The sequence below is a fragment of the Pseudocolwellia antarctica genome, assembly GCF_049933045.1.
Lineage (GTDB): Bacteria > Pseudomonadota > Gammaproteobacteria > Enterobacterales > Alteromonadaceae > Pseudocolwellia.
Genome location: NZ_CP187926.1, coordinates 1,464,952 through 1,491,004 on the forward strand (window position 1 = coordinate 1,464,952; position 26,053 = coordinate 1,491,004).

The window sequence follows — 26,053 nt, forward strand, 5'->3', positions numbered from 1 at the left end:
TTAATTAATCCAATGTGATATTAGTCAATACTTGTTATATCACAAGTAAATTTAACGATGAAATCATTAACAAAGTACCATTAATTATGTAATCTAATAAACGTAATTTTTTAGTTAGTGAAGTCTATTTAACCTTTCAATAAATCAATATTTAATTATCTTCTAGGTGTTATATATAATGAAAAAATTCTTAAAAACCCTTAAATATTGTATGTATAGTTTAGGGTTAGTTCTACTTATTGGTTTTCTTATACCTGAAGAAATAATAAACCCTGTTCAGGGAGCTACAGAAAGTGACTGGAATCATGAAACATTCTGGTATGAACCATGGGGAACATCTGGTGTACATAAAGGAATAGATATTTTTGGAAAAAAAGGGACACCAGTTGCAGCTTCAACAAGTGGCGTTGTGATATTTTCTGGCATATTAGGGAAAGGTGGGAATGCCGTTGCTATTTTGGGTCCAAAATGGCGAGTACATTACTTTGCTCACTTAAATAGTTACAGCGTAGAGTTGGGTGACTTTGTTAATATCAATAAAGAAATAGGTACGCTTGGTGATACAGGTAACGCTGGAGGTAAACAACCTCATGTGCATTATTCTATATTGTCTATCATTCCTGTTCCTTGGCTTGCAACTATGGAGAACCAAGGTTGGAAAAAAATGTTCTTATTAAGTCCTCATGAAAAGTTAATAAATATAAAGTAATAAGAGGATAATTTTAAATACTTTGATTTTCACTAATACTGCTTGTTGATACCTTATGTATTTATCAAAAAAGCTTTTACTCCTATACATCACATGTTTATTCCATATTAAATAAGTTAATGGTTATTTATAGCTTATACCTGTAAGTTGAATCACATATTATCTATCACGATTTTTTGTTTTTTTAAGGAGAGGTGTTTGTTATACCCAGTATTTTTAATGGTGCTATTAACCTTTGTTGTAGGTTTTATAACGGTTAAAGTTCGTTTTGCTAGCGTGAAAAAAGGTGATGTAAGTGCCAAATACTTTAAGCTAATGGATGGTGAGAATGTTCCTAAGATAGTAACGAAAACTTCGCGTAATTTTAATAATCAATTTGAAGTGCCTGTTTTATTTTATGTTGTGTGTTGTTTATTTATTAGTTTACAGATTGAAAGTGAAATAGCCGTTATTTTTGCTTGGTTGTTTGTTGTGTCTCGTATTGTTCATTCTTATATTCATCTTACTTATAATTATATAATTCATCGCATGCTGTCATTTTGGGCTGGTTTGATGTTTGTTTTGGGGTTATGGATTACTTTATTCATTCATCAAATATAAATTAGTGACTTTTTTATGGATGATAATTGAGCATTATCTTAAAATTGTACTATTATTAGTGTTCACGCTTGATTTTTAAAACTTGTTTACGTCAATAAAATTTACACTTTGTATTAGGTTTTAATTTTTATTTGACAATAATGCTTTAAAATCAATGCTGTATAATTTATGGCATTATTAATGCCTAGTAAGGTTATTGTATATCGTATTGTTGTATACCATATTGTTGTATCAACCTATAAAGGTGAATTTTATGAGTAATAAAGTTTTAAGAAATATTGTTTTTAGTTCTATTTTATCTGTATTTTGTGCTGCTTCAGCCAATGCTAACTTGATTGTAAATGGAAGTTTTGAAGAAGCTGCAACTGGTTCTGCTTTAGGTGGAGGTAATGGTTGGAATTTCTATGATTCGGCAGATATAAATGGCTGGGATGGAAGTAACATTGAATTATGGAGCACGTTAGGTATTGACTCTTTCGATGGTGATAACCATGCAGAATTAAATGCTGCAGGTGGTAATGGTGGTGATTCTTGGTCTATCTCTCAAACATTTGCTACTGAAATAGGTCAAACTTACGAATTGTTTTTTGCTTACAGTGCACGACTTGGTTCTAGTACTGAAAGTGACGAAAGCTTTAGCGTAACCGTAGATGATTTTTCTGCTGTACTTGATGATCATATTGTTGGCGAATGGAGTATATTCACTAACAGTTTTGTTGCTGATAGTGATTCTGCGACATTAACTTTCACAATTATTGATTACGCTAAATATACTTATGGTAATTTCTTAGATGATATTAGCGTAGTAGCTGTTTCTAATTTCGGACCCGCTGCTACATCAGTACCTGAACCAGAAACATTAGCTTTATTTGCTTTAAGTGTATTTGGTTTAGTTGCCACTAGAAGAAAAATGAAATAACGAAAACTCTTCGTTAATCTATTAAAGGCTGATCTGTTGATCAGCCTTTTTGCATTCTAAAGCTAAACTTTTTGTTTTGTTTTCCCCATTAGCGTTATCTAGCAATATGGTTAACTATAAAAGACTCATTTCTTCTATTTTGATAACTGACAGAATCTCAACTTATTACGAAAATTGTTAGTCTAACGAATTCAGGTAAGTTAACATGCGCCATTAATCATGATTGATGTAAAACATGTCTGAATCAAATATAGAAATAACTCACTCAGAGCTTAGTAGCAATGAAGATCTTAACCCCGATATTACTTGCGCGACTTGTCAGGCTTGTTGCTGTCGGTTAGAAGTGATGATCATTTCTGACACAGGCGTTCCTGAAGAACACATAGCACATGATGAGTGGGGCGGTGAGACTATGCTTCGTTTAGATGATGGTTACTGCTCAGCATTAGATCGTGAAACATCAATGTGTACTATTTATGAAAATAGACCGTGGACTTGTCGTGAATTTGAAATGGGGTCGTACGAATGTGAGAATGAACGCGCTATTCCTGTTGTTTATGTTGGCTAAGTTGTTTTAGTAAACAAACTTAGCTATTTGCTTAACTTCTCTGTTACTTTATTAATACCTATTTTACTACTTATCCATACTATTGATCAGAATATTACCTATACTCAATTCAATATCACACTCATTACTCTGTCAATTTCTTATACAAGCTAATGTATTTAAAACAAGTTTATCTTTATTTCAATTGAGCTATAAACATTTATACGGTAAGTTTAAGATTCAAATACTAAACAGTTTAATATCTTAGTCTGTTTGTTTTTTATTTGGCTTTCAATAGCCTGTAGTAGGAATTATGCATCATTTAATCGCTAATATTGTTCAACAAGTAGGTTCTATTGTTATCGGTAAAGAGCCTGAAATTCGACTTTCGTTAGCGTGTTTATTTGCTAAAGGTCATATTCTTATTGAAGATTTACCTGGTATGGGTAAAACAACTTTAGCTCAGGTACTTTCAAAAACCTTGGGCTTATCGTATCAACGTACTCAATTTACCAGTGACATGCTACCGTCAGATGTTGTGGGTATTTCTATTTTCGATACAGATAAAAATGCTTTCACCTTGCACAAAGGACCTATCTTTAACCAAGTTGTGTTAGCAGACGAAATTAATAGAGCTAGCCCTAAAACTCAAAGTGCTTTACTTGAAGCAATGGAAAGTGCGCATGTGAGTATTGATGGTAAAACTTATGCTTTACCTGAACCGTTCTTTGTTATTGCCACACAAAACCCGCTGTTTCATTCAGGTACTTATCCGTTACCCGAGTCTCAATTAGATCGCTTTACTATGCGTATTACTTTAGGTTTTCCGAGTGTAGAAGCTGAAAAGCGCATATTGGCTAATAGTAATAACCGAGAAGATATTAATAACTTAGCGGCTTGTATTACTGTTGAACAATTAATGGATATTCAAAAGTTGATTGAAGGTACTCACGTATCAGAATCAATTCTAGAATATGTTATTGCGCTGTGTCAGATTTCTCGTAAAAACATAGGTAACGTTAATCCTTTATCACCAAGAGCAGGTAAGGCTTTATTAGCTTCTGCAAAAGCTTGGGCGTTTATGGATGATAGAGATCATGTTTTACCTCAAGACATTCAAGCTGTTTTTGAAGCTGTTTGTGAGCACAGGTTAGATACGACAGGTACTATTTCAACGAGTAATGAAATGAGTGCTGCTAAAAATATTTTACAACAAGTAGATCCAACGAATCCTCTATGATTGCTAAGCGCGGATTATCAGGCATTAAACAATGGTTTAAAAAGCGCTTCAATAAGTGGCTAAACCAGAGAATACCTGCAGCTAATGAACAAAGCTTAGGTAATAGAAATATATTTATTGTGCCGACTAAGTTTGGCTATGCCTATGTTTTTTCTGTTTTGATCCTTTTTCTCCTAGGTACTAACTATCAAAATAACCTTATTATATTAATGAGTTATTTGTTTGCTAGTGTATTTTTAACGTCGATGATGTACAGCTTTTTTAACTTGTCGCGTTTGAAGTTTTTTTTTAATAGCAATGTAACGGCTTATGCTACTCAAACTGTTAGCATTCCTCTCGCCATTTTGAGTAAAAAACAACGCTTCGATATCAATTTTGTCTTTGAGAATAACGATAAAGCGTATGCTGCGGTTATTAACTCCGGGGAATCAGATATTAATGTTCCTTTTCAAGCGGTAACTCGCGGAGTTAATAACCCAGGGCGATTAAAGATATCGAGCGAATATGCTTTTGGTTTATTTGTTTGTTGGACTCATTTAGATTTCTCTTGTGAAGTTTTAACCTATCCAGAGAAAAAAGTGTTTAATCATATAAAACATGAGGCAGCAGATCTTCATGAAGAATTGATTGGTAATACCGTATCTGAAGGTGGCGATGACTTTGGTGAACTTAGACAATACAAGCAGGGCGAATCTAATGCTAAAATTGCGTGGAAGCAGTTGGCACGAGGCCAAGGTTGGTTAACAAAAACAACACAACAAGAACTTGGCAGTACGATTTGGCTTACATTACAACAATTACCTTCATCCCCTATAGAGACTAAGTTACAGATGTTGTGCTTTTTAGTGCTCGATCATCATAAAAGTAATGTTCCGTTTGGTTTAGAACTTGATAATTTGAAAATAGAGCCCTCTACAGGCAGTTTACATATAAAAAACTGTTTACAAGCTTTAGCCTTATATGGAAAAGGTAAAGCTTACTCCTCGTCAAATGTAGAGGCTGAATACTAATGTTATTTAAAAAACGTAGAAAAAAAGCTAATAAAAAAACAGCCGTTTTTAATAAGAACTTTAGCTTAAGTAAGCAAAATATATTCTTACTTATCACTTGTCAGTTTGTTAATTTATTAACGTTATCGTTTGAATTGTCGTGGTGGATGTTATCAATCATTGCGATATGTTTAGGTTGGCAGTTATCTATTGTTAAAAAGCTTACTCAAAAACCTAATAAAGTACTCATTGCCATCTTATCTATCACAGGTTGTATTTTGCTCGCCTTAACGTCTCAAGCTTTGGGGCTGTTATCCACCATGTTACATTTGTTGTGCTTATCGTACGTTTTAAAAAGCTTTGAGTTAAACAAAAGAAGCGACTTTTATCAAATGATCCTACTTGGATTATTTGTATTAATTGCGTCATTAATTTTTCAACAATCTTTATATTTTGCCATTATTATTTCACTTATTATTATTTTTAACTTCACGTTAATTATTGGTTACTTTGCTCCATCTAAAAAATATTCGGCTAACTTAAATATGGCTGCAAAAGTATTTCTCCAAAGTGCGCCGTTAGCAATATGTTTATTTTTTGTATTTCCAAAACTTGCTCCTTTATGGGCAGTACCAACAGCAAAAATTGCTAAAACAGGTTTGTCTGATTCCGTTAAAGTTGGTGATATAGCTAATCTTGCTTTGTCTGATGAACTGGCTTTTCGAATTAAGTTTGATAATCAAGTACCCGCATACTCACAAATGTATTGGCGAACCATTGTAATGGAAAGATTTGATGGTCAATCATGGGAAACGGGGTTAGGTGGCATTTTTAATGACCGACTAGGTAACCATTCAGGTAGAAATGTTGTTTATCAATACGATTTTGATGAAGATAAAACTATGGGTAAGCAGTTCGATTATCAAGTGATCACTTCACCAACTTATCAAAACTGGTTATACGCTTTAGACTTAGCTCGAGTCGATACAACAAGAACGCAGAGCAATGAAATTTATCATCGCCAAGATTATTCCTTATATAATAAAAAACCCATTACACAAAACACCAGCTATTACGTAACGAGTTACGTTGATATGCCTTTAGCTATTGATATAAATGATTATTCTTATGAGCGTAATTTAGATATTCCAGAGAGTAGTAACCCTAGATTAGTTGAAAAAGCACAAGGTTTACGAGCTAAGTATACTAACGATGAACAAGGTAATGCTGCTCTTATCCAAGAGGTATTAACTACCTTTAATCAAGATGTTTACCGATACACACTTAATCCGCCGAGGTTAGATAACAACAGTCTCGACCAATTTTATTTTGAGACTAAGGCTGGATTTTGTGAACATTTCGCAAGTAGCTTTACCTTTTTAATGCGTGCAGCGGGTATTCCATCACGTTTGGTTACTGGATACATGGGGGGCGAATATAATGCGCAAGGTAGTTACTTTAGTGTTTATCAACGAGATGCTCATGCTTGGAGTGAAGTGTGGCTTAAAGATAAAGGCTGGGTAAGAGTTGATCCAACCGCTGCTATTAATCCTGAACGTGTTGAGAGTGGTTTTTCAGAGCAGTTATTACGAGAGCAAGCGGCATCATCTAACGAGGCATTCTCATTACTACGTTACAGTAACAATAACGCTTTTATTAACGCTATTCGACTACAACTTGCGGCATTAGATTACAACTGGACACGTTGGGTTGTTGGCTATACTGCGGAAAAACAAAATCAATTTTTAGCGCAGCTCGCTTTAGCGTTTAAATCATTAAAAGATATTGAATTTATAACTGTTGTTAAAAACGCTTTATTACTTATCGGTGCTTTAATTTTATGGTGGGTAGTAAGACAAATTAATGCAGCAAGGCAACCACGTTCTAATACTCACTTTTATCAACTTGTGTTATTAAAGCTTAGCAAACAGGGTATAGATAAACCTTTAGCTATGACGCCTAAAGACTTTGTTTTGGTGATCAAAAAAGAGCTACCTGAAATTGCTTTTGAATTCGCGAAATTTAGTCAGTTATATAGCTCGTTAGAATATCAAGCGTTAGACTATAAGCAAAAGATCACAACAACTAAAGCATTCAAACAAAGCTATAAACGTATTCAAGGTAAGTTGTAGTCAAAATTTAACTTTTCTAAATTCAGCAAAGAGACTTTATGCTCAAAGATAAATACACAGTTAAACTTGAAAAACCTACAGCTGATAATTTTATCTACCTGAGAAGTAAAATAGGTTGGGGCGATCTTGATAAAAACCTAGCTAACAAAAGCTTAGAGCAATCCTTATTCCACGTTACTGTATACGATAGCGCGACGCTAATTGCTATGGGGCGTGTTGTTGGTGACGGAGCAATGTATTTTTATATTCAGGATGTGGTTGTAGATCCTCAGTATCAAAAGCAGGGAATAGGTTCACTTATAATGCTGGAAATTGAAGGTTATTTAACGTCAACAGCACAAAAGGGTGCAACGATTGGTCTTTTATCAGCTAAAGGGAAAGAAGGTTTTTATAGTAAATATCATTACTTATTAAGACCTAGCGACTCTTTAGGTCATGGTATGTGTCGCTTTATTTAACTGCGTTATATGAAATCACCATTCATCACTAAATCATTTAATAACTATCGAGTTATACCCAATAAATCTCGATAAATACACTCTATTTCTTATGTTTGTTCACTCCTGAACATTACTCTAATGTCTTCGTATTTAAAGCAACTTACTGTTTTTAGTCAATCATGACGTGATCATTTACGTTGGATCATCTGATTTATTTATAACATTCTCATTGATATAACACACAAAAACTAACTATAATACGAATCGTTTTTATTAGCGTTGACGTACTTGTGTTGATCTTATATGTAAGTTGAGCTGAATATTTATTATTTAAGCCATTCATAACCATTATTAAAATGTCGATAATTGCTATGGGCTATGTAAATTAAAGCCTATGAACAGCTGCTTATTGAATAAAGTTATTCAAAATTAACATTAAAAATAAAAAGACCCCTTGAATCATGAATATAAAGAAAACCTTTACATCAACACGATGGCGTCACTTTAACGCCTGTATTTTAGCTTTAATCACTGCGGTTGTGATGATACCCGGCATGACGACTTATATTCCTTTTCAGGAGAGTGAACAGATAGTTTTACCTATCATGTTATTCCCAATCATTTGGCCAATATTCTTCATTTACTCTTATATGGCTGATAAAGCATGGCAGCCATTTGCGCTAATGATGCTACTGATCATAACGCACGCACTTTTTAGCTACTTTGCGTTAACAGGGAGTTCAACATGAAGCCTATCAATTTAAAAAAATTATTTATGATCCACAGCTGGGTTGGAATAGTAACGGCCATCTTATTATTTATTGTTGCGTTTACAGGTGCGATTGCTGTGCTTTGTCGACCAGAACTAAAGATATGGGCTAACCCAGAGATTCACCAACTGCAAAGTGTTCCAGCCGTTAAAGTTACAGAGTTAGTAAATCAATACCATAAGAAAGTTCCTGAACAGTTTGGCGAAAATATTCATATATATATGCCAAACGGTTACCAAACACATCTACTCACCATATTGTTCGAGTCTCATGATGGTGATGAAAACTATGAAGATGAAGCCGCTTATGCGTACGAATTTGATCCAGTCACTTTTGAATTAGTGAATGAATACTATGGTCTTGCTCAGGCTTATTACGACAATAGGAAAACTGATGCGCCTTCATTTATAGGTCATTTTCATGCAGATCTACATTTAGGGCGACCGATAGGACTTATTTTAACTGGATTTTTAGGATTAACTTTACTGGTATCTACTATTACAGGTTTGTTTATTCATCGTCAGTATTTAAAAGAGTTATTCACCTTTCGTCGTAAAAAGGGCCTTGATGTTCTTGTAAGTGATGCTCATAAAATTATGGGGATTTGGGGTAGCTTATTCTATGGCGTTATTGGTTTTACAGGTGCATTTTTAGGTTTAGCCAGTGTTATTTTATTACCTGCCGCAGCTTTTGTTAGTTTTGGTGGTGACCAAGACAAGCTTGTCGCAACGTTTACAGTAATACCTGAGCCTGAAATCAGTCATGAGTTTTTACCTACTACACTTGATACCATAATCGTTGAAACAGAGCAGCGTTACCCTAAAGCGACAATTCGCAATATAACGGTTATGGCTCATAACGACGCCAACGCAGAAGTGTATTTAAGTATATTAGGCGGTGAAGCGGTTCAAACACAGTTAATACAATTTAAAGGCAATGGTGAATTTGTTAAGTCGATGAGTACTTTAGGCGATATACCTGGGGTTTCTATACAAGTGCTTAATCTACTTTTCCCTCTACATTTTGGTAACTTTGGTGGAATATTTGTTAAGTTACTTTGGACGTTTCTAGGTTTAGCAACAGCATTATTACCGCTTTCAGGCATGATGATGTGGTTAAGTAAACGTACTCGTGGAAGTAACCCTAGTCTTTCAATGGTGGCTTATCAGCGCTGGAATCGTGTCATTATTGGTAGTTGTGGCGGATTAGTTTTAGCGTGTGCTATTTTATTTCCAGCACAACTCATTTTAAATTATGCGGTAGCAGGGAACTTACATAACAACTATTTTGGACCGCTGTTTTTCTATACCTGGTTGGCTTGGTTCGCTCTAGCGGTATTTCCTATTAACTATCACAGATATCTACAGTTAATGGTACTTGCCTTTTCAGCTGCTTGTATCTCGGTATTACCTTTAAATATATTGCTAAGTGATAGCCATGCATTTGCGGCAAACAATTTATTTATCACTTTGGTCGACCTAACTTTCCTTATCCTTGGTTTTACAAGCTTATGGTGGGGAACAAAAGGTATTAATAGAAGACTTAAAGCTAAAAACGTGATTATGGCTGAAGGACAAGTAGCATGAATATAATAATGCTTTTAGCAGCGCTCATTTCCTTTGTGATCAGTATCGGTTTATTTAGAATTCGTGCAAAGAATAAAGCTTATAGGTGGATTGCTATCGTTTTGTATTGTGTAGCCATTGCTCTATTTATTAAAATTCATGGCACTATTGGCGGGTTTTTTATCGGTATTCCAACATCATTAGCTTGTGGTTTACTTATTGCCTTCTTCCTTGGTAAACAAAGAGATTAACTCTGACTTATCCTTTGATAAAACATCGTTTCTTAAATTTAACTCCACTGCTTTAATTTTGAGAGCGACAGGATAAAACCATGTCTTTTTAAGTTGGTTTATTTATAAATCAGAGAGATAGATATTAACTTGTATAACGTTACCGTCTTTAGGTTCATTTATTGAAGATGAACAAGCGACATAAATTTTTCGAGATTGAGTTCATGGGTTCCTAAAAAATCACATAGTATTTTTAATGCAACAAACTGAGTTTCATCTCACGCTTGGTAAATTATTAAATAGAAAAGTGGTTTTATTGCTGGTACATCTACATAATTAGAGTTCACTAAATGGATAACTAGTAAATGGATAATTATAAATGAATGACATTGCTAAACTAGATCTAAAAAACTGGCTAAATGCTTTTTTTCTAATAATTTTTATTCTAATAGTACAAGGGTGCTCTCCTGATAAAAAGAATCGAATAGAAGACCTTCCATTGGGTGAGCAACGTGCATACGCTGATGCGCTTAGACTCTCTGTTGCGCAATCTGAGCCATATGCATATGTTGAAGGGAGTGGTTATGTCGACAGAATGGGAAGAGGCTCTGTAGTTAGCTGGTTGTCTTTTAATAAAGTTATTTATGGTGTTAATTCCACGAAAACAAAGAATAGCTTTTCTGGTGTAGAATATTCTGATCTTGAATCGTCAAAACAAGTAAATATTCTAGATATTACAACCCAAAAAACTATTCTATATAAAAAAGGGCAGTTGATAGGGCATAAAAATGGTAAAATACTTATCCGTTCAGCCATGGGTGGATATGATCCTAAAAACAACCTACATACGTCTAAACCTAAGTTGTTATATGGTAACTTAGGCTCGGAAACTCAGGAAGAATATGATCAAGCTAAAAGAAAGCCTTTCCAATACTTACCTCCTTTAGATAAATGCCCTCCTGATAACACTAGCGGTGAGGCCTATGACGCATGGAGGTTAAGCTCAGAACATGGATGCGTACGAATTCCAAAAAAATATGGAAAAGATAAAAGGTGGATTTATTATCAAGCTAATGGTCAAGCTCTTGAACTGATGACTTCGTCAAGTGCATTCGTTCCAGATTTCAAATGGATTAGTTGGTTAAAGGCTTATGTGATAGAAAATAGATTCCCTACCATAGAAACTACAGCAACAGTTAGAGTTTTACATGTAAATGGAAAGTTTGAGTTAATTGATATTAGTCCAGCACTTCAACATGTGAAACCAACAAAAGTAGGTATTATTGGTGCAGTCAATAATAAAGGTAGTATTGATGGACTTCGGCTTATTCATGATGGAACAGCGTATCAAATTACTAGAGGAACTGTACGTCACACCGAAGTATCTCCAGATGGTTGTAAAGTTGCTTATGTAACAAATCAAAAGTTACGTGTGATTGATGTTTGTTCTATTTTTTTAGATAACGGTAATGGGGTTTGAATTCACTGGTAATTTAGGGGCAAGCTTAACGTTCAAAGTTATCTAATTATCATCGTATTCTCTATATTCAGCAGAAAAACATCCATGTTCAGCGATAAAATCATTGTATGATTTTATCGCTTTTTTATTTTCAGTTACCCATTCTTTAGCTTCAATAGTTTGTTTTGAAGCTTCGGACTGACTGGAGTTATCTGAATCTAAATTGTATAGCGTTTGCAATATCGAGTGAAATACAATCATATATTGAACGTTTAATCACATACCTTTTTAGTATTATTTATCCAGTTAATTTAATCGATAAAAATACATGATTTAACTCGTATTATACAAATGCTTATGTTTAAATTTAACTAATTAAAATCGATAAAAAAGGCTATGTGTGATCTATCTTTATCCTGCTAATAAAATGGAAAACTTATTAGTTCTGTTAGATAAAATCCAACAGGTTTCACCACTGCCTATTTTTTCAAAAGATGTTGTTATTGTACAAAATGCTGGCATGCAGCATTGGCTTAACATGTCTTTAGCTAAACAACGTGGTATCAGTATGAATATTGATTACGCGTTACCTTCTCAGTTTCTTTGGAAGTTAGTTAGAACAATAGCTAGCGAAGAAGATGTACCAGATCAGTCTCCATTCTCAAGAGAAGTACTTGCATGGCGAATATTTACTTTATTAGCTAATAAAGAGGTGATGGATGACGCCGATTTCACTACCGCAACTCGTTATTGGAATACTCAAACTAACACTCAAATATCGAGTGAATCAGATAGCTTTTCTCATAGAAGTTTCAACACCGAATTTGCTAGTGAAGAAGACTTAAAACGTTATCAGTTAGCTTGCCAAATGGCGGATTTATTTGAGCAGTATTTAATATTTAGACCAATATGGATTGATAACTGGGAAAACGGCAACTTTACTGCGGGCTTTGTAAAAGATGAAGAGTCAGACGTCGCAGATATTGCCAAGTGGCAAGGTAAGCTATGGTATTTATTAACTCGTGAACAATCTTACAATCCGATTAATTTAATTGAACAGGCGATCAATCAATTAAAAGAAGGGCGCTTCGACCAACAACACCTTAAAAACAGTTTACCTAAACGCATTTCATTCTTTGGAATTAATATTATGGCACCTATGTGGTTGTCGTTTGTTAATGAACTGAGCGAATACGTTGATGTGCATTTCTTTCATCTAAACCCATGTTATTCCTATTGGGGTGATGTTATCACTGAGAAACAAGCTATTAAGTCCATTCAAAAATGGGTGGACGGATACAACGATATTACAGCATCGGTGGGAAATCCATTGCTAGCAAACTTAGGTCAGCAAGGCCGTGAGTTTATGGCGTTGTTACATGGTTACAGTACGATAAATATTGATGCATTTGAGGATATTCATGACAGTGAGCTTACTAACTTTGATGACAATAACCCAAGTAATACAAACGGTGCTAATTCAGTAAATAACATCAGTGTTTTACAACAAGTTCAACATGATATTTTAACCTTGTCAGATGCGCGTATTGAACCTGTTAAAAAATTAGATGATTCAATCGTTTTCACCAGTGCTCATAGTGCTTTAAGAGAAGTACAAGGTTTACATGATTGGTTGCTTCACCAATTTAATAACGATAGCACTCTTACACCAAAAGACATTTTAGTGATGTGCCCTCAAGTTGAGGAATATGCTCCTTACGTAAACGCGGTATTCGCTAGAGGTTGGCAAGAATTCGACGATAAAGTACCACCATTACCTTGTTCTATAGCGGATAGGGTTAGTAAAGACTCTGAACCTGTAGTTGCTGCTTTTTCTGATTTATTAACTTTGCCCGATAGCCGCTTTCAAGTGTCGCAGCTTTTATCATTTTTGCGTATTCCTGCGATGCAAACCAAGTTTGATTTAAGTGTTGAAGACATTGATAAAATATCGGTGTGGTTAGATCATGCCTCAATACATTGGGGACTCGATCAGCAACATAAACAACACACGCTAAAATCTGATGCTGTAACTAATAGTTTTACATGGCAACAAGGTTTATCACGTTTATTACGCGGTTTTGCGTATGGTGATTATGAAACTATTTATAACGATCAGTTGTTACTACCAAGTATAGAAGGTAATGACGGAGAGCTGCTTGGTCAATTAATGTTGATTTTAGAGCAGTTACAAATGTACTCATTAAGTATGAGTAAAGCGCGTACCGCAGAGCAATGGAAGAAATTCTTAAACGAATTAATCGTTGAGTTATTCGATACCACTAACGACGATGGTTTTATTATTGTAGACCAAGCCATAGAGTCGTTAATCGAATACTGCATGCACGCAAAATTTGAAGAGAAAATTGATTTACTGATAGTTCGAGACTTTTTAAATCAACATTTTAGTGAACCTGATCCTGGTAGACAATTTATTGTTGGTCAAGTTACTTTCTGCTCAATGTTACCTATGCGTAGCATTCCTTTTAAAGTGATAGCCATATTAGGGCTGAATGACGGTTTATTCCCGCGTCAACGCCAACCGCTTAGCTTTGATTTAATGTCGGTTACACCTGCTATGTTAGGTGATAGATCGCGACGAGGCGATGATAGATACCTATTTTTAGAAGCGATAATTTCCGCTCGTCGATCTTTATACTTAAGCTATCAAGGTAAAAATATCAAAAATAACTCACCTAAACAGGCTTCGCTGGTTTTGAAAGAGTTAATGGAATATTTAGAACTCGGATATGGTTGGTCACTTTTAAATGAAGAGAATAGCTCTGAAATAGAAGAAGAATACGTAAAATCAGAAATACACGGTAAGTTAAGACATTTACCTATGCAGCCATTTAGTGAGAAAAATTACCGAGGCTCACTCAAAAGCTTCGATAATCACTGGTTAAAGCTGAGCCAGACTTTTGACCATAACGCTACGGGCAATTTAAGTACTGAAACGTCGGTGAACAAGTTAGCCAACTCATTGAGTGAAATGTTAGAGCAAGAGTCAGACGGTACTTATGTTCTTAATCTAGAGCTTTCCAAACTGATTTCTTTCTTTCAACATCCATCAAGAAGCTTTGCACAAAGTCAGCTTAATTTAGATCTTAATATTCGTGCCTTAGAGTTAGACGATGTTGAGCCGTTTGAATTCGATCGCCTACAAAGTTATTTATTACGAGAACAACTGATAAAGAGCTATTTACCTGATATTAGTAATACAGATGAAATATTGTCAGATGAGCAAAGAGAGTTAGTTGTAGAGCAAACATTAAAAGCAGCCGCTTTATCGGGTAAGTTTCCTGAAACGATTATTCGTGATAAAACGTTTGAAAATTGGAAGCAAGACACAGAGCAATTTAGCCAAATAATTCAAGAGCATAATGCTTTAGTTCAAGCACATGAAAATTGTACTATCTCATTAATCTTAACTACAGAAGAGTTAGGAGTAGACCTTCAAACATTATCGCCTGAAGCGAATATATCTAAAAATATTAATGTAAATATTTCAACTAGGCTGCCCATTAGTGATAACAAACTGGCTTTTTATCGTAGTAGTACACCTAAGTTTAAAGACTTTATCATTTTATACTTTCATCAATGTATTTTGTCGTTAGCCAAGCTGCAACAAACGCCTGATCAATTATCTTTAGACACTATTAACGCGACGCATGGCTTTTATTTTGATACTAAAAGCCAGAAAGTAATTCAGTATAAGTATGCTGAAATTGCTGATGCTAAAGCTCAATTAATTAAATTTATTTGTTATTTTGCAAAAGGCTCACAACAAGCAGTTTTAGTGAATGGCGAATTAGCTGAAAAAGCTTTTAGCGCTAAAGTGTTTGAACAAGAACAATTTGAACTGTTTTGGGATGATCCTAACGCTATGATGTCGATTGGTAATGATCCTTATGTTCATTACTTTTGGCCGACTTGCCCATCAATTGACGAGGTACTTCCTGAACTTGAATACCTATACCTTGATATGTTCAACGCTAGGGAGCAAATAAAATGATCAATACTATTGATGATCAAAGTGTTCCTAATTCTAAGCAAACCAGTACAGTTACAGCGAATAACCTTGTTGCGCATACCATTCCATTACAAGGTAAGCATTTAATTGAAGCTAGTGCAGGTACGGGTAAAACTTTTAACATAACACGTATTTATTTACGCTTGTTATTAGAGAAAAACCTAACGGTTGAACAAATACTGGTAATGACCTTTACCAAAGATGCCACCGAGGAATTGCGAGGTCGTATCGATGCTTTTATTCGTGACGCGTTAAACAATTGGGATACTTTGTCAGTAGAAGACGAATACTTTATTGCCATAGCCCAACATGTAAATGCTGATGATGCCAAAATACGTTTAAAGCAAGCGCTATTATATTTAGATGAAGCGTCTATTTTTACCATTCATGGTTTTTGTAAAAGAGTGCTTACCCAACATGCTTTTACTAGTGGTCAATCATTCAATTTGGCTATGGAGTCTGACTGTAACGATGTTCTTTTAGAAAGCACTCAAGATTGGTATCGGGTATTAGCTCGAGTATCACCATCAGAGTTTTTGCTTATATCTGAATTTTGGGCAACACCTCATGCATTTGTAAATCAATTTGCAAAAGCGATTGGTAGAAACAACAGTTTAGATTTAATTGATGAAGCGTCAGTCATTAATAACTTTGTTGATTTAGTTAAACAATCAATAGCATCCATAGAAAATAACCATGCACAATTAGTCACTTATTTAGTCGATGTTAAAAAGGGTAAAGACAGAGAATTACGCGAGCTAGAGCTTCAGCAATTAGTTGATTGGCTAACCTTATTAGAAAACCTATTAAGAACAGATTTGCCATCAGCACTTGAGTTAGCTAATGGCAAAATGGCTGATGCATTTATTGATGGAAAACGTTATTCCCGTTCTCAATATAAAGCAGAGTTACTTGAGATTTTCGAACCCGTAAAAGAAGTTAAAACCTTAGCTAAAAAACTCAGTAAAAGTATTAATAGAGCACGCGCATTAACGATTGTACGTGAAGGTATTTATAACATCAGAAAAGATGTGAACGATAAAAAGTTAAGTCGAGATTTAGTCAGTTTCGATGACTTAATTACTCGTCTGGCTAATCAATTAATAGTTACGGGTTACGATAAAGGCGCTGATTTAAAAGAATTAAATGAGCCGAGTGAATTAAGTGGCGATATAAGCGATGACTTACTTATATCTTCTGAATCACAGAAAGATAATTTGCTAGCAGAGTTATTGTTTAAGCAATTCCCTGTCGCTTTAGTTGATGAATTTCAAGATACCGATCCACAGCAATTTACTATTTTACAGGCTATTTATTACCAGCAACCAACCGCCGCACTTTACATGATAGGTGATCCTAAACAGGCTATCTATGGCTTTAGGGGCGGTGATGTATTTGCTTATTTAGCTGCGCGTTCTGGCTGTGATTACCAATGGATTATGGATACTAATTGGCGCTCTAGTGAAGCGATGATCCAAGGTTATAATCGCCTTTTTTATGGTAATAAATTATCTGAACCAGCTCGTGATGTATTTAAATATTCTATCGATTACTCTCCCGTTAAGGCCTCACCAAAAGCAAAAGAAAAACAATTAGCTGATGCTAGCTATAACGCATTGCAATTCATTCATTTTACTCCTGAGAAATCACGCGGTTCTGTTCCACAATCATTTAGACCGACTATGGCTAAATGGTGTGCAAATGAAATTGTTCGCCTATTGAGTTTATCTGCTAGTCATAATACTTATACGACTATTCGACCTCAAAATATAGCCATTCTTGTGCGTGACGGTGCTGAAGCTAGAGTGATTAAAGAAGCTTTAGATAACGCAGGTTTAGCGTCAGTATTTATGAGTAACCGCTCAAACTTATTAAAGAGTGAGCAAACTAAACAACTCGTTCAAGTGCTTAAGGGGATTTTGTTTGTTGAAAACGATCGTTACTTCTCAGCGGCGTTAGCATCAGATTTACTCGGTTTTAACGCTAATAAGCTTTATGTGTTACAACACGATGAATTAGCATGGCAAAATTTGAAGCTCGCGTTCTTATCTTTAAAACAAGAGTGGGAATCGAAAGGCTTTATTGGTATGGCGTTAAAGTTAATGCATGAGCACTTTATAGGCTTTAGCCAAGATAAAGACCGTGTATTAACTAACTTGCTGCATTTGTTTGAATTACTGCAATCGGCAAGTCAGCGTCATAAACAACCACAAGAATTACTTTATTGGTTTGAGCAACAAGCTCAACAAGACAATCCTGATATTGAAGCCGAACTGCGTTTAGAAAGTGATGACGACCTTATCCGTATTGTTACGCAACATGGCGCTAAAGGCTTAGAATATCCCATTGTATTCGTTCCTTTTTCAACACGTTTTAAAGATCCTCTTAAATTTGGTGCTAAAGCTGTTACTTTTATTGAATATCATGACGACCAAGGTAACTTAGCCCTTAGTTTAGACGGTACAGATAAAGCTAAACAAGCCATGGCTGATGAAGCTTACGCAGAAGCTGTTAGACTTTTATATGTAGCAGTTACACGTGCAGAGCAACGCTGTTATTTATTAACAGTAGAGTTTGATAAATGCGAAAACTCTCCATTAGGTCAAACCTTACAATGGCAAAAAGATACAGATGTACAGCAAAGTCTTCAACAACTCGTTAATGATAACCCTAACGATATTGGTTTAACTTTAATCGATGATAATGAAGATGTAGCTGATTGCTATTTAGCTGACTCATCGAATGCTGCAAATATAGAAACTTTATCAGCTGAGAAATTCTCAGGAAAAATTGAGCGCGATTGGTGGTTAAGCTCATTTACTGCTTTAAGTAGAAACCTAAAACATAAAGGTATTTCAAGACCTGATAGGGATAATGAGCTTGATGAACAAGACAATTTATTGCTGTCGTCTGTTCTTTCAAATCTAGTCAATAGTGATACTGAACAAGCTGCAGATTTCAATCAATCCAGTCAATTACGCTTTGTAATAGAAAAGGGCGCTCATACGGGTAACTTATTACATAACATATTTGAAAAGTTAGAATTTGATCAACCCAACTGGCCTGAAGCTTTTGAGTGGCCATTAAGCAAATACGGTGAATTACCCGCTGGTTATTCTGAATTAGATTTACAACATTGGTTTGAGCAAGTGTTAGCCGCACCTTTAACTTCATCTGTACCTTCATTAGTAGCTCAAGAGGTTGAAGGCATTGAAAGTGCCGAAAACATTGAGAAAGCGTCTTCTTTGAATGATGTAGAGCAACAATTCAGCTTACAAGATCTATCGAAAGATCGCTGTATTGTTGAAAGTGAATTTTATTTCCCAATGAATGCATCAAACACCAGTGATCTTACCTCCTTGTTAACGCAGCATCGCAAAGAGCAAATGATCTCACCTGAAAACAGTATGTTGAACGCACAGCTCATTGCACAAATTCAAGAAGTACAATTACCTCATTACCATAAATTAAAAGGTATGATGCACGGTTTTATCGATTTGATATTTGAACAAGATGGAAAGTTTTATGTTTGCGATTATAAATCTACCTTTTTAGGTGAAGATTTTAGTTTTTATACAAAAGAAGCTATGAGAGCTGATATTGAACACAACCATTACGATTTACAGTATTTAATATACTCGCTAGCTTTACATCGTTATTTGTCGTTCGCTTTACCTGATTACGATCCACAAACGCATTTTGGTGGTATTTATTATCTGTATTTACGTGGTGTAACTAATGATCTCGCGTATTCAGGTGCAGGAGTTTATCAGCGTTCAATAACGGTGAGCGAGTTAGAATCCCTCGATAGCATTTTTACAGGAGTAAGTGATGAGTAATCTAGACTCGAGCAACTTAAACTCATCAAGCCAGATTATTAATGAAAGAGTTTATCCAAACTACGCATTAGCACGTAAAGAAATCGCTAGCATAGAACCTATAGATTATTTTTTCGCACAAGACTTAATTACCGCTTTTAGCGTAAGCCAACCTCAACGTGTTGAGCTTTTTCACTTATTTATGGCTCTTAGTCAAAGCTTAAGAGAAGGACATACGTGTTTACCTCTTCACGTTATCGCCAATACACAATACGGATATTTAAGTGATGAAACAGGCGTTGTTGTGAATCACGGTTTTGTTTTTTCTGATTTAACCAAGCTTAATGATTTATTCACGGCTATCAATGTTTCTGTTGAAGCCAAACATCCTATTGTATTTGATGATGAGCGTTTATATTTACGTCGTTACTTTCAATTTGAACAAGATTTGTTTAACGAAATACAACTAAAAGCTAACGTGTCAGAACCTGAAACAATACAGACAAGGCTTTATCAAACTTGTATCGATATGCTTTTCCCTGATGAATCAAATACCACTACAGATATTGATTGGCAAAAGGTAGCAATAACTAACGCTTTAAATAAAAACTTTAGTGTTATTGCTGGTGGTCCTGGTACGGGTAAAACCTACACAGTAACAAAGCTACTTGCTGCGTTAGTTTATTTACATCAGCAACAATCTGTAGATAATACTCAGCTGCCATTAAAAATGGCACTTGTAGCACCTACAGGTAAAGCGGCGCAGCGTTTATCAGAGTCGATCGTTAATGCGGTCAATGGTTTTAGAAGAGTTATAGGTGATGAAATACTTAATCAAATACCTAATGATACTCACACTATACATAGACTATTAAGAGTTATACCGAATAGCCCAAACTTTAGATTTAATGAAAATAACAAATTAAATATTGATGTATTACTGATTGATGAAGTGTCTATGGTTGATTTAGCTTTAATGACCCGTGTTTTTAGAGCTTTGCCAAAACAGTGTAAAGTTATTTTACTCGGAGATGCTGACCAACTTCCTTCAGTAGCTGCAGGTAGCGTATTGAGTGATTTAGCTCCTAGACCGTTTTTAGGTTATAGCACAGATAATGCTGCTTATTTAAAACAATTAACAGGGTTTGAAATACCAAGTATTAACAAATCAGCTAAAGCAAAGCAGTTATCAAATAGTCCTTCGGCTAATTCGCATAATAATGCACTTGATCATACACGCGACAGTGTCACTTTTTTAACAAAAAGCCGACGTTTTGATGGAGAAGGTGGGATTGGTCTGATTGCACAAGCCGTCATTGCTGGTAATTACGACCAAAGCTGGGCTTTACTGAATAATAATGCATCAAGCGAACGTAATACTTCCGATCAAATCACCCATTTAAAAGGAGATTTAATCACTTGGCTATTACCTCTCATTAAAAAATATTATTTGCCTATATCTGCATGTGAAAATATTGCTGAAGCTTTCACGTTATTTTCTAAGTTTCGCGTGTTATGCGCTACTCGAGTAGGTGAGCAAGGTGTTGATTATTTAAATGAACTGATCACTTCTTTAATAGTAAAAAAAGGCGAGCACCAAGAGCTTTATCATGGTCGTCCCATTATTATTTCAGAAAATAATTATCACCAAGGTTTATATAATGGTGATATTGGTTTTTTATGGAAAAATGAAGCGGGACATTTAATGGCTGTATTTGAAGATAATAATGAGGAGAGCGTTTTTCGTTGGATAATGACAAGTAAATTACCACATTTTGAAACGGTATTTGCCATGACCATTCATAAAACCCAAGGCAGTGAGTTTTCGCACGTTGCTATGATTTTACCCAATCAAAAAGACAATCGACTATTATCGCGAGAATTGTTATATACTGGCATCACTAGAGCAAAAGATCATATTAGTATTGCTTCAAATGCCAGAGTGTGGAGGCAAGGTGTAGAGACACAAATCAAACGTTATTCGAGTCATTCTAATAACAACGCATGAAACAAATGCGTATAATAAACAAAGTTAAATCATAATATTTATAATAACAATCTGAAAAATAAAGTAGTTTTTAATGCAATTAGTAGACATCAATAAATCAATTTATCGTAAACGATTAAATATAGTTATAGCAATATTTGTCGCCTGTTTAACCCTTATATCTATTGGTTTCGGCGCAATCCTTATTCAACTCTTCGGTGATGCATTACCTGCAATAGATCCTGATACAGGTGAAGCCCTCAGTAATTTTAGATTCAATTTTGTTGGTGTGATTTTAGCACTTTTAGTGTGTATCAGCATTCTGCAACAATTAAAAAATCATCCGTTCTGTAAAGAGATCCATTATGTTTGGGTACTTAAGCAAATTCAAAATATTATTTACAGACGTTTGAAAAATATTAAAGCAGCTGTAAAGAATTATGAAACAGAACCAGATATCAATGCTTTTGTTGTATTAAGTTTTTACTACAAAAGTTTAATACAAGTTTATATGTTAGATAACAATACATTGACTATTTCAACAGTTAAGCAAGACCTAGTAAGCTTAGAAGAAAAAATGGCAGAGTTAAATATAGATATATCTGTACATGAATTTAGTCGTGTTTTACTTATTGAGTATCGTTAAACTTTTTATAAATTTTAGTGGTAAGAAACGGAAAATATAAATATGAAAAAACATAAAAATGAAGCAGAACTATTAAAAAAAGCTATCGATGTTGGTGAGAAATACGCTAAAAACCGTGGCTATAAAGGCTTTGCTGCTACCAATTCAGCTAAAGATAAGATAGAAGCGCTTTACCGTTTATTAGTGAGCGACAAATTAGTTCAACCATTAGCCGTTAGCGATGAAGATCAACCACACATGAAACATAAATTAGCTTTATGGATATCTAAGCAGTTACCTGCAGATCATCCTTTAAATCAATAAATAAGACATTATTAAATGAATCGTAAAAAGAAAATCAACCAAGTATTAAAAAGCAAAGTTAAGAAGATGAATGCTAAGCTTCAAAAAACTAACAAGCCTAAGTATGTATCTAAAGCAGAAAGAGAAAGAATTGCTTTAGAAGAAGCAGCGCAGAATGATAATAGTACTAACGAAGTCACTTCTGAAGAGTAGGTTATAGTTCAGGCAATATGTTTAACACCAATATAATTAGACGAATATTACATCCTATAGACATATGCTCTATAGGATGATGTTAAATTAATAATGCTTATGGTCGGAACAATCCACTTAAAACGCTGTTCTATAAGGTTTACTATTTAGTGGGTTACTCGGAAAAGACTATTTTATTTTTATCTAAATCTCTCGCATATGCAGAAAACTTAGGACCTCGTTGCTGCGGCTCTCCTTCACAAGTTCCGCCTAATTCAATAACCTTACTATAAAGTCTCTTTACTTCTTCAGTAGTACCAACATTAAAACCAATCATTGTCCCATTTCCATTACTTGCTGGTTCTTCATTAAAAGGGATGGCTACAGCAAATGCGAAGTATTCACACTGCCAAAAGGTCATTCTGTCAGTTGATAAAACTTGGTTAACTTCTGTTTTTTCAAAAAGTGAATCATAAAATTTAATCGCAGCATCCAGGTTATTTGTTCCAAGAACGCAATAGTCCATTTTCATAATTTAATATCTCATCGTTTAATATGGTTTTAGTAAAGTTTGTGTTGTTCAGGTTTTACAAACCAAAGTATACCCATGCAAATATTCACGAACAATACCTGTGACTGTATAATGGATATGCATATTTGTATGGAACGAACTGTGAATTTTAGAGCTCAGGTGTATCTTTATTTACTAAGTTCAGAGGCTAAATAATCAAATATAACTCGTAACTTACGGCTAGTTTTTAATTCTCTATGGCTAACGAGCCATGTATCTTTTTCAAAAGCAGGAAATGATGGTAAAACTCTTTCAACTAAATGTTCGGCATCGCCAATACTTTCCATCATGAAGCCAATACCAGCAACATGTTTTACCATTTCCCATTGAACGAGGTGATTAGCTACAATGATAGGGAAGTTATTTAAACTTAAGTCAAAACCAAATTTTTTTAGGTATGAAATAATACTATTTGAATGATCAACGCCTAGGAATACAGATTCTTTTAAATCTTGTGGTGATTTTCTATGTTTCAAATTTTGTACATAACTTTTAGAAGCGTATAAATGCCCTTTGACTTTTTTAACACGCTTTGCAATAAGTTCTTGTTGGGTTGGTCGATAATTGCGGATAGCAATATCAGCCTCGCGGCGAGATAGATCGCTAGTATCGGTTGAAGCAATTATTTCTATCTCAATTTTTGGCCATTGATTCCGTAATTTTTCTATTATAGGTGGAAGAATAAAAGCCGAAATAATTTCTGTAGCACTTATACAAACACTTCCTTCTACTGTTTCAGCATGACCCGACGCCATGAGTGATAAATTATTAGCGGCATCTCTCATTACTTTAACTTGTGCCATCAAGTCAGTTCCACTTTGTGTAAGCACTAGCCCTGAGTTTGTTCTTTCAAACAATGAAACACCTAGTTCTTTTTCTAATGCAGAAATTTGTTTGCCAATGGTTGGTTGCGTCATCCCTAGTGATCGAGCAGCTGCGGATAGGGAACCTTCCTCTGCAGTAACAAGAAATGCACGAGCTCTATTCCAATCAAACTTAATGGAGCGTCTATCCATAAAATATGTATATCCCATATATATTAGTGTTGTAGAAGTATCTATATTAGCAACAAGTTTATAAAGAAACGACTTCTACTATAAAAATGTAAAGGAGGAAAAACAAAATGTAGACATAAAAAAACCAGTCATTTGACTGGTTTTTTTTGTTTAAAGCAAAGCTTCAAATCTTATTTTTTGTAACTTTCGTTATGTACACTTAAAACAGCACGACCCGATGGATCAGCGTTGTTTTGAAAGCTTTCATCCCAAGCTAATGCTTCTTCAGTACTACAAGCAACAGACTTGCCACCAATTATACAGTCTGCAGCAGATGGTAGTGGGTATTTATCTTCAAAGATACAACGGTAGTAATAGCCTTCTTTGCTATCAGGTGTGTTTACAGGAAATCTGTATTCAGCACTTTCAAGTTCATGGTCAGTTACTTGTGTTTCAATAAACTCTTTCAAGCTATCGATCCAAGAATAACCTACACCATCAGAGAATTGCTCTTTTTGACGCCACAAAATTTCTTTTGGTAAATAACCTTCAAAAGATTCACGTAAAATGGCTTTTTCCATTTTACCGTTCCCACACAACTTATCTTCTGGGTTGATGCGCATTGCAACATCCATAAAGTTTTTGTCTAGGAATGGTACGCGTGCTTCAATTCCCCAAGCCGACATAGATTTGTTTGCACGAAGACAATCAAATTTATGTAAACGGTCAAGCTTACGGTTAAGCTCTTCATGAAATTCTTTAGCGTTTGGCGCTTTATGGAAGTATAAGTAACCACCGAAAATTTCATCAGCACCTTCACCAGAAAGAACCATCTTAATACCCATAGCTTTAATTTTACGTGCCATTAAATACATAGGGGTAGATGCACGAATAGTCGTTACATCGTAAGTTTCTAAATGATAGATAACTTCCTTAAGTGCATCGATACCTTCTTGCTCAGTAAAGATAACTGAGTGATGAATTGTACCAATACTGTCTGCAACGGTTTGTGCTGCAATTAAATCTGGAGAACCTTCTAAGCCACACGCGAACGAGTGAACTTTAGGCCACCAAGCTTCAGATAAGTCATTTTCTTCAATACGGCGAGCCGCAAATTTTTGCGTGATAGCAGAAATAAGTGAAGAATCTAAACCACCTGAAAGTAATACACCATAAGGCACATCAGTCATTAAATGACTTTTAACCGATTCTTCTAATGCTTCGCGAATCTTGGTAGTGCTTGTTGTGTTGTCTTTAATCGCATCGTATTTGTGCCAGTTACGGTTGTAGTACTTTTGTACTTCACCTACACGACTATCTAAAATATGTCCTGGAGGGAATTCGCTCACTGTTTTACAAATCGGCATTAATGCTTTCATTTCTGAAGCAACGTAAAAGTTACCGTCAGCATCGTAGCCCGTGTAAAGTGGAATAATACCCATATGATCACGTGCGATTAGGTAAGAGTTGTCTGTTTCGTTATATAAACAAAATGCAAACATACCTTGAAGCTTATCAACAAACTCAACACCAAACTCTTCATATAAAGGAAGAATAACTTCACAGTCAGAACCTGTTTTAAAGGTGTAATCAACGTTTAAGTTTTTAGCGAGTTCTTTATGGTTATAAATTTCACCATTAACCGCTAAAACGTTTGTTTTGTCTTGATTGTATAGTGGTTGAGCGCCGTTTTCAGTATCTACAATTGAAAGACGTTCATGAACTAAGATGGCGTTGTCATTGCTGTAAACACCTGACCAATCTGGTCCGCGATGACGTAAAAGGCGAGAAAGTTCTATTGCTTTTGGGCGTAATTCTTCAGCCCCGTTTTTTATATCTAATATACCAAAGATCGAACACATTGAAGCGCTACTCCTTTATAGTTAAATTATAATTGCTAGATTATACAATCGTTTATTGTTTGAACAA

22 protein-coding genes are annotated in these 26,053 nt (G+C 35.0%); 18 read left to right on the plus strand and 4 right to left on the minus strand.

The features are described 5' to 3' along the window. Positions 1 to 178 precede the first annotated feature (178 nt). The 12 genes from ACPUVN_RS06430 to ACPUVN_RS06485 all read left to right on the plus strand — a co-directional run bounded on the left by ACPUVN_RS06430 (position 179) and on the right by ACPUVN_RS06485 (position 11,621). The gene (locus ACPUVN_RS06430; protein ID WP_426357306.1) at positions 179 to 709 is read left to right on the plus strand and encodes a M23 family metallopeptidase; all 531 of its coding nucleotides are present in this window, start codon (positions 179 to 181) and stop codon (positions 707 to 709) included. 198 nt (positions 710 to 907) lie between these two features. Further along, positions 908 to 1,309, plus strand: coding sequence for an MAPEG family protein (locus ACPUVN_RS06435; protein ID WP_426357307.1), 402 nt, complete (start codon positions 908 to 910; stop codon positions 1,307 to 1,309). 253 nt (positions 1,310 to 1,562) lie between these two features. Next, on the plus strand, positions 1,563 to 2,228 hold the full coding sequence (locus ACPUVN_RS06440; protein WP_426357308.1) for a DUF642 domain-containing protein: 666 nt from the start codon (positions 1,563 to 1,565) through the stop codon (positions 2,226 to 2,228). A gap of 235 nt (positions 2,229 to 2,463) precedes the next feature. Beyond that, the gene (locus ACPUVN_RS06445) at positions 2,464 to 2,796 is read left to right on the plus strand and encodes a YkgJ family cysteine cluster protein (protein WP_426357309.1); all 333 of its coding nucleotides are present in this window, start codon (positions 2,464 to 2,466) and stop codon (positions 2,794 to 2,796) included. A gap of 292 nt (positions 2,797 to 3,088) precedes the next feature. Then, the gene (locus ACPUVN_RS06450) at positions 3,089 to 4,015 is read left to right on the plus strand and encodes an AAA family ATPase (RefSeq protein WP_426370235.1); all 927 of its coding nucleotides are present in this window, start codon (positions 3,089 to 3,091) and stop codon (positions 4,013 to 4,015) included. Beyond that, the gene (locus ACPUVN_RS06455) at positions 4,012 to 5,025 is read left to right on the plus strand and encodes a DUF58 domain-containing protein (RefSeq protein WP_426370236.1); all 1,014 of its coding nucleotides are present in this window, start codon (positions 4,012 to 4,014) and stop codon (positions 5,023 to 5,025) included. Before ACPUVN_RS06450 ends, ACPUVN_RS06455 begins: the two co-directional genes overlap by 4 nt. Then, positions 5,025 to 7,136, plus strand: coding sequence for a transglutaminaseTgpA domain-containing protein (locus ACPUVN_RS06460; protein ID WP_426370237.1), 2,112 nt, complete (start codon positions 5,025 to 5,027; stop codon positions 7,134 to 7,136). Before ACPUVN_RS06455 ends, ACPUVN_RS06460 begins: the two co-directional genes overlap by 1 nt. 38 nt (positions 7,137 to 7,174) lie before the next feature. After that, the gene (locus tag ACPUVN_RS06465) at positions 7,175 to 7,594 is read left to right on the plus strand and encodes a GNAT family N-acetyltransferase (protein ID WP_426357313.1); all 420 of its coding nucleotides are present in this window, start codon (positions 7,175 to 7,177) and stop codon (positions 7,592 to 7,594) included. A gap of 443 nt (positions 7,595 to 8,037) precedes the next feature. Then, positions 8,038 to 8,325, plus strand: coding sequence for a hypothetical protein (locus tag ACPUVN_RS06470; protein ID WP_426357314.1), 288 nt, complete (start codon positions 8,038 to 8,040; stop codon positions 8,323 to 8,325). Next, entirely contained in the window at positions 8,322 to 9,932 is a 1,611-nt protein-coding gene (locus ACPUVN_RS06475; RefSeq protein ID WP_426370238.1) for a PepSY-associated TM helix domain-containing protein, read from the plus strand. Before ACPUVN_RS06470 ends, ACPUVN_RS06475 begins: the two co-directional genes overlap by 4 nt. Continuing rightward, entirely contained in the window at positions 9,929 to 10,162 is a 234-nt protein-coding gene (locus ACPUVN_RS06480) for a hypothetical protein (protein WP_426357316.1), read from the plus strand. Before ACPUVN_RS06475 ends, ACPUVN_RS06480 begins: the two co-directional genes overlap by 4 nt. Positions 10,163 to 10,520: 358 nt before the next feature. After that, positions 10,521 to 11,621, plus strand: coding sequence for a hypothetical protein (locus ACPUVN_RS06485; RefSeq protein WP_426370239.1), 1,101 nt, complete (start codon positions 10,521 to 10,523; stop codon positions 11,619 to 11,621). 42 nt (positions 11,622 to 11,663) lie between these two features. Here ACPUVN_RS06485 and ACPUVN_RS06490 read toward each other — a convergent pair whose 3' ends face one another. Next, on the minus strand, positions 11,664 to 11,861 hold the full coding sequence (locus ACPUVN_RS06490) for a type II toxin-antitoxin system CcdA family antitoxin (protein ID WP_426357318.1): 198 nt from the start codon (positions 11,859 to 11,861) through the stop codon (positions 11,664 to 11,666). Between the two features lie 139 nt (positions 11,862 to 12,000). Here ACPUVN_RS06490 and recC point away from each other — a divergent pair, with 139 nt between their 5' ends. The 6 genes from recC to ACPUVN_RS06520 all read left to right on the plus strand — a co-directional run bounded on the left by recC (position 12,001) and on the right by ACPUVN_RS06520 (position 22,579). Next, positions 12,001 to 15,615: an exodeoxyribonuclease V subunit gamma gene (gene recC, locus ACPUVN_RS06495; protein ID WP_426370240.1), complete on the plus strand. Its 3,615-nt coding sequence runs from the start codon at positions 12,001 to 12,003 to the stop codon at positions 15,613 to 15,615. Then, positions 15,612 to 19,472: a UvrD-helicase domain-containing protein gene (locus ACPUVN_RS06500; protein ID WP_426370241.1), complete on the plus strand. Its 3,861-nt coding sequence runs from the start codon at positions 15,612 to 15,614 to the stop codon at positions 19,470 to 19,472. Before recC ends, ACPUVN_RS06500 begins: the two co-directional genes overlap by 4 nt. Beyond that, positions 19,465 to 21,459 (plus strand): exodeoxyribonuclease V subunit alpha, encoded by a 1,995-nt coding sequence (gene recD, locus ACPUVN_RS06505; protein ID WP_426370242.1) that lies wholly within the window; start codon positions 19,465 to 19,467, stop codon positions 21,457 to 21,459. Before ACPUVN_RS06500 ends, recD begins: the two co-directional genes overlap by 8 nt. A 73-nt stretch (positions 21,460 to 21,532) precedes the next feature. Next, positions 21,533 to 22,084 carry a DUF3087 family protein gene (locus ACPUVN_RS06510; RefSeq protein ID WP_426357322.1) on the plus strand — a complete coding sequence of 184 codons (552 nt, stop codon included), beginning with the start codon at positions 21,533 to 21,535 and terminating at the stop codon, positions 22,082 to 22,084. Between the two features lie 42 nt (positions 22,085 to 22,126). Then, a complete protein-coding gene (locus ACPUVN_RS06515; protein WP_426357323.1) occupies positions 22,127 to 22,387 on the plus strand; it encodes a DUF5062 family protein in 261 nt (86 codons plus the stop codon). 15 nt (positions 22,388 to 22,402) lie between these two features. Continuing rightward, positions 22,403 to 22,579: a DUF2986 domain-containing protein gene (locus tag ACPUVN_RS06520; RefSeq protein ID WP_426357324.1), complete on the plus strand. Its 177-nt coding sequence runs from the start codon at positions 22,403 to 22,405 to the stop codon at positions 22,577 to 22,579. A gap of 154 nt (positions 22,580 to 22,733) precedes the next feature. Here the strand turns inward: ACPUVN_RS06520 and ACPUVN_RS06525 are convergent, their stop codons facing one another. The 3 genes from ACPUVN_RS06525 to asnB all read right to left on the minus strand — a co-directional run bounded on the left by ACPUVN_RS06525 (position 22,734) and on the right by asnB (position 25,986). After that, the gene (locus ACPUVN_RS06525; RefSeq protein ID WP_426370243.1) at positions 22,734 to 23,090 is read right to left on the minus strand and encodes a VOC family protein; all 357 of its coding nucleotides are present in this window, start codon (positions 23,088 to 23,090) and stop codon (positions 22,734 to 22,736) included. 167 nt (positions 23,091 to 23,257) lie between these two features. Further along, positions 23,258 to 24,145 (minus strand): LysR family transcriptional regulator, encoded by an 888-nt coding sequence (locus tag ACPUVN_RS06530; RefSeq protein WP_426370244.1) that lies wholly within the window; start codon positions 24,143 to 24,145, stop codon positions 23,258 to 23,260. Between the two features lie 170 nt (positions 24,146 to 24,315). Beyond that, entirely contained in the window at positions 24,316 to 25,986 is a 1,671-nt protein-coding gene (asnB, locus tag ACPUVN_RS06535; RefSeq protein WP_426357328.1) for an asparagine synthase B, read from the minus strand. Between the last annotated feature and the right edge of the window lie 67 nt (positions 25,987 to 26,053).

Coding starts and splice junctions, on each gene's coding strand:
- ACPUVN_RS06475 (WP_426370238.1), top strand. CDS start 8,322: ATGAAGCCTATCAATTTAAAAAAATTATTTATGATCCACAGCTGGGTT.
- ACPUVN_RS06430 (WP_426357306.1), top strand. CDS start 179: ATGAAAAAATTCTTAAAAACCCTTAAATATTGTATGTATAGTTTAGGG.
- ACPUVN_RS06510 (WP_426357322.1), top strand. CDS start 21,533: ATGCAATTAGTAGACATCAATAAATCAATTTATCGTAAACGATTAAAT.
- ACPUVN_RS06440 (WP_426357308.1), top strand. CDS start 1,563: ATGAGTAATAAAGTTTTAAGAAATATTGTTTTTAGTTCTATTTTATCT.
- ACPUVN_RS06445 (WP_426357309.1), top strand. CDS start 2,464: ATGTCTGAATCAAATATAGAAATAACTCACTCAGAGCTTAGTAGCAAT.
- ACPUVN_RS06490 (WP_426357318.1), bottom strand. CDS start 11,861: ATGATTGTATTTCACTCGATATTGCAAACGCTATACAATTTAGATTCA.
- recD (WP_426370242.1), top strand. CDS start 19,465: ATGAGTAATCTAGACTCGAGCAACTTAAACTCATCAAGCCAGATTATT.
- ACPUVN_RS06530 (WP_426370244.1), bottom strand. CDS start 24,145: ATGGATAGACGCTCCATTAAGTTTGATTGGAATAGAGCTCGTGCATTT.
- ACPUVN_RS06460 (WP_426370237.1), top strand. CDS start 5,025: ATGTTATTTAAAAAACGTAGAAAAAAAGCTAATAAAAAAACAGCCGTT.
- ACPUVN_RS06465 (WP_426357313.1), top strand. CDS start 7,175: ATGCTCAAAGATAAATACACAGTTAAACTTGAAAAACCTACAGCTGAT.
- asnB (WP_426357328.1), bottom strand. CDS start 25,986: ATGTGTTCGATCTTTGGTATATTAGATATAAAAAACGGGGCTGAAGAA.
- ACPUVN_RS06480 (WP_426357316.1), top strand. CDS start 9,929: ATGAATATAATAATGCTTTTAGCAGCGCTCATTTCCTTTGTGATCAGT.
- ACPUVN_RS06525 (WP_426370243.1), bottom strand. CDS start 23,090: ATGAAAATGGACTATTGCGTTCTTGGAACAAATAACCTGGATGCTGCG.
- ACPUVN_RS06455 (WP_426370236.1), top strand. CDS start 4,012: ATGATTGCTAAGCGCGGATTATCAGGCATTAAACAATGGTTTAAAAAG.
- ACPUVN_RS06500 (WP_426370241.1), top strand. CDS start 15,612: ATGATCAATACTATTGATGATCAAAGTGTTCCTAATTCTAAGCAAACC.
- ACPUVN_RS06485 (WP_426370239.1), top strand. CDS start 10,521: ATGAATGACATTGCTAAACTAGATCTAAAAAACTGGCTAAATGCTTTT.
- ACPUVN_RS06520 (WP_426357324.1), top strand. CDS start 22,403: ATGAATCGTAAAAAGAAAATCAACCAAGTATTAAAAAGCAAAGTTAAG.
- ACPUVN_RS06515 (WP_426357323.1), top strand. CDS start 22,127: ATGAAAAAACATAAAAATGAAGCAGAACTATTAAAAAAAGCTATCGAT.
- ACPUVN_RS06450 (WP_426370235.1), top strand. CDS start 3,089: ATGCATCATTTAATCGCTAATATTGTTCAACAAGTAGGTTCTATTGTT.
- ACPUVN_RS06470 (WP_426357314.1), top strand. CDS start 8,038: ATGAATATAAAGAAAACCTTTACATCAACACGATGGCGTCACTTTAAC.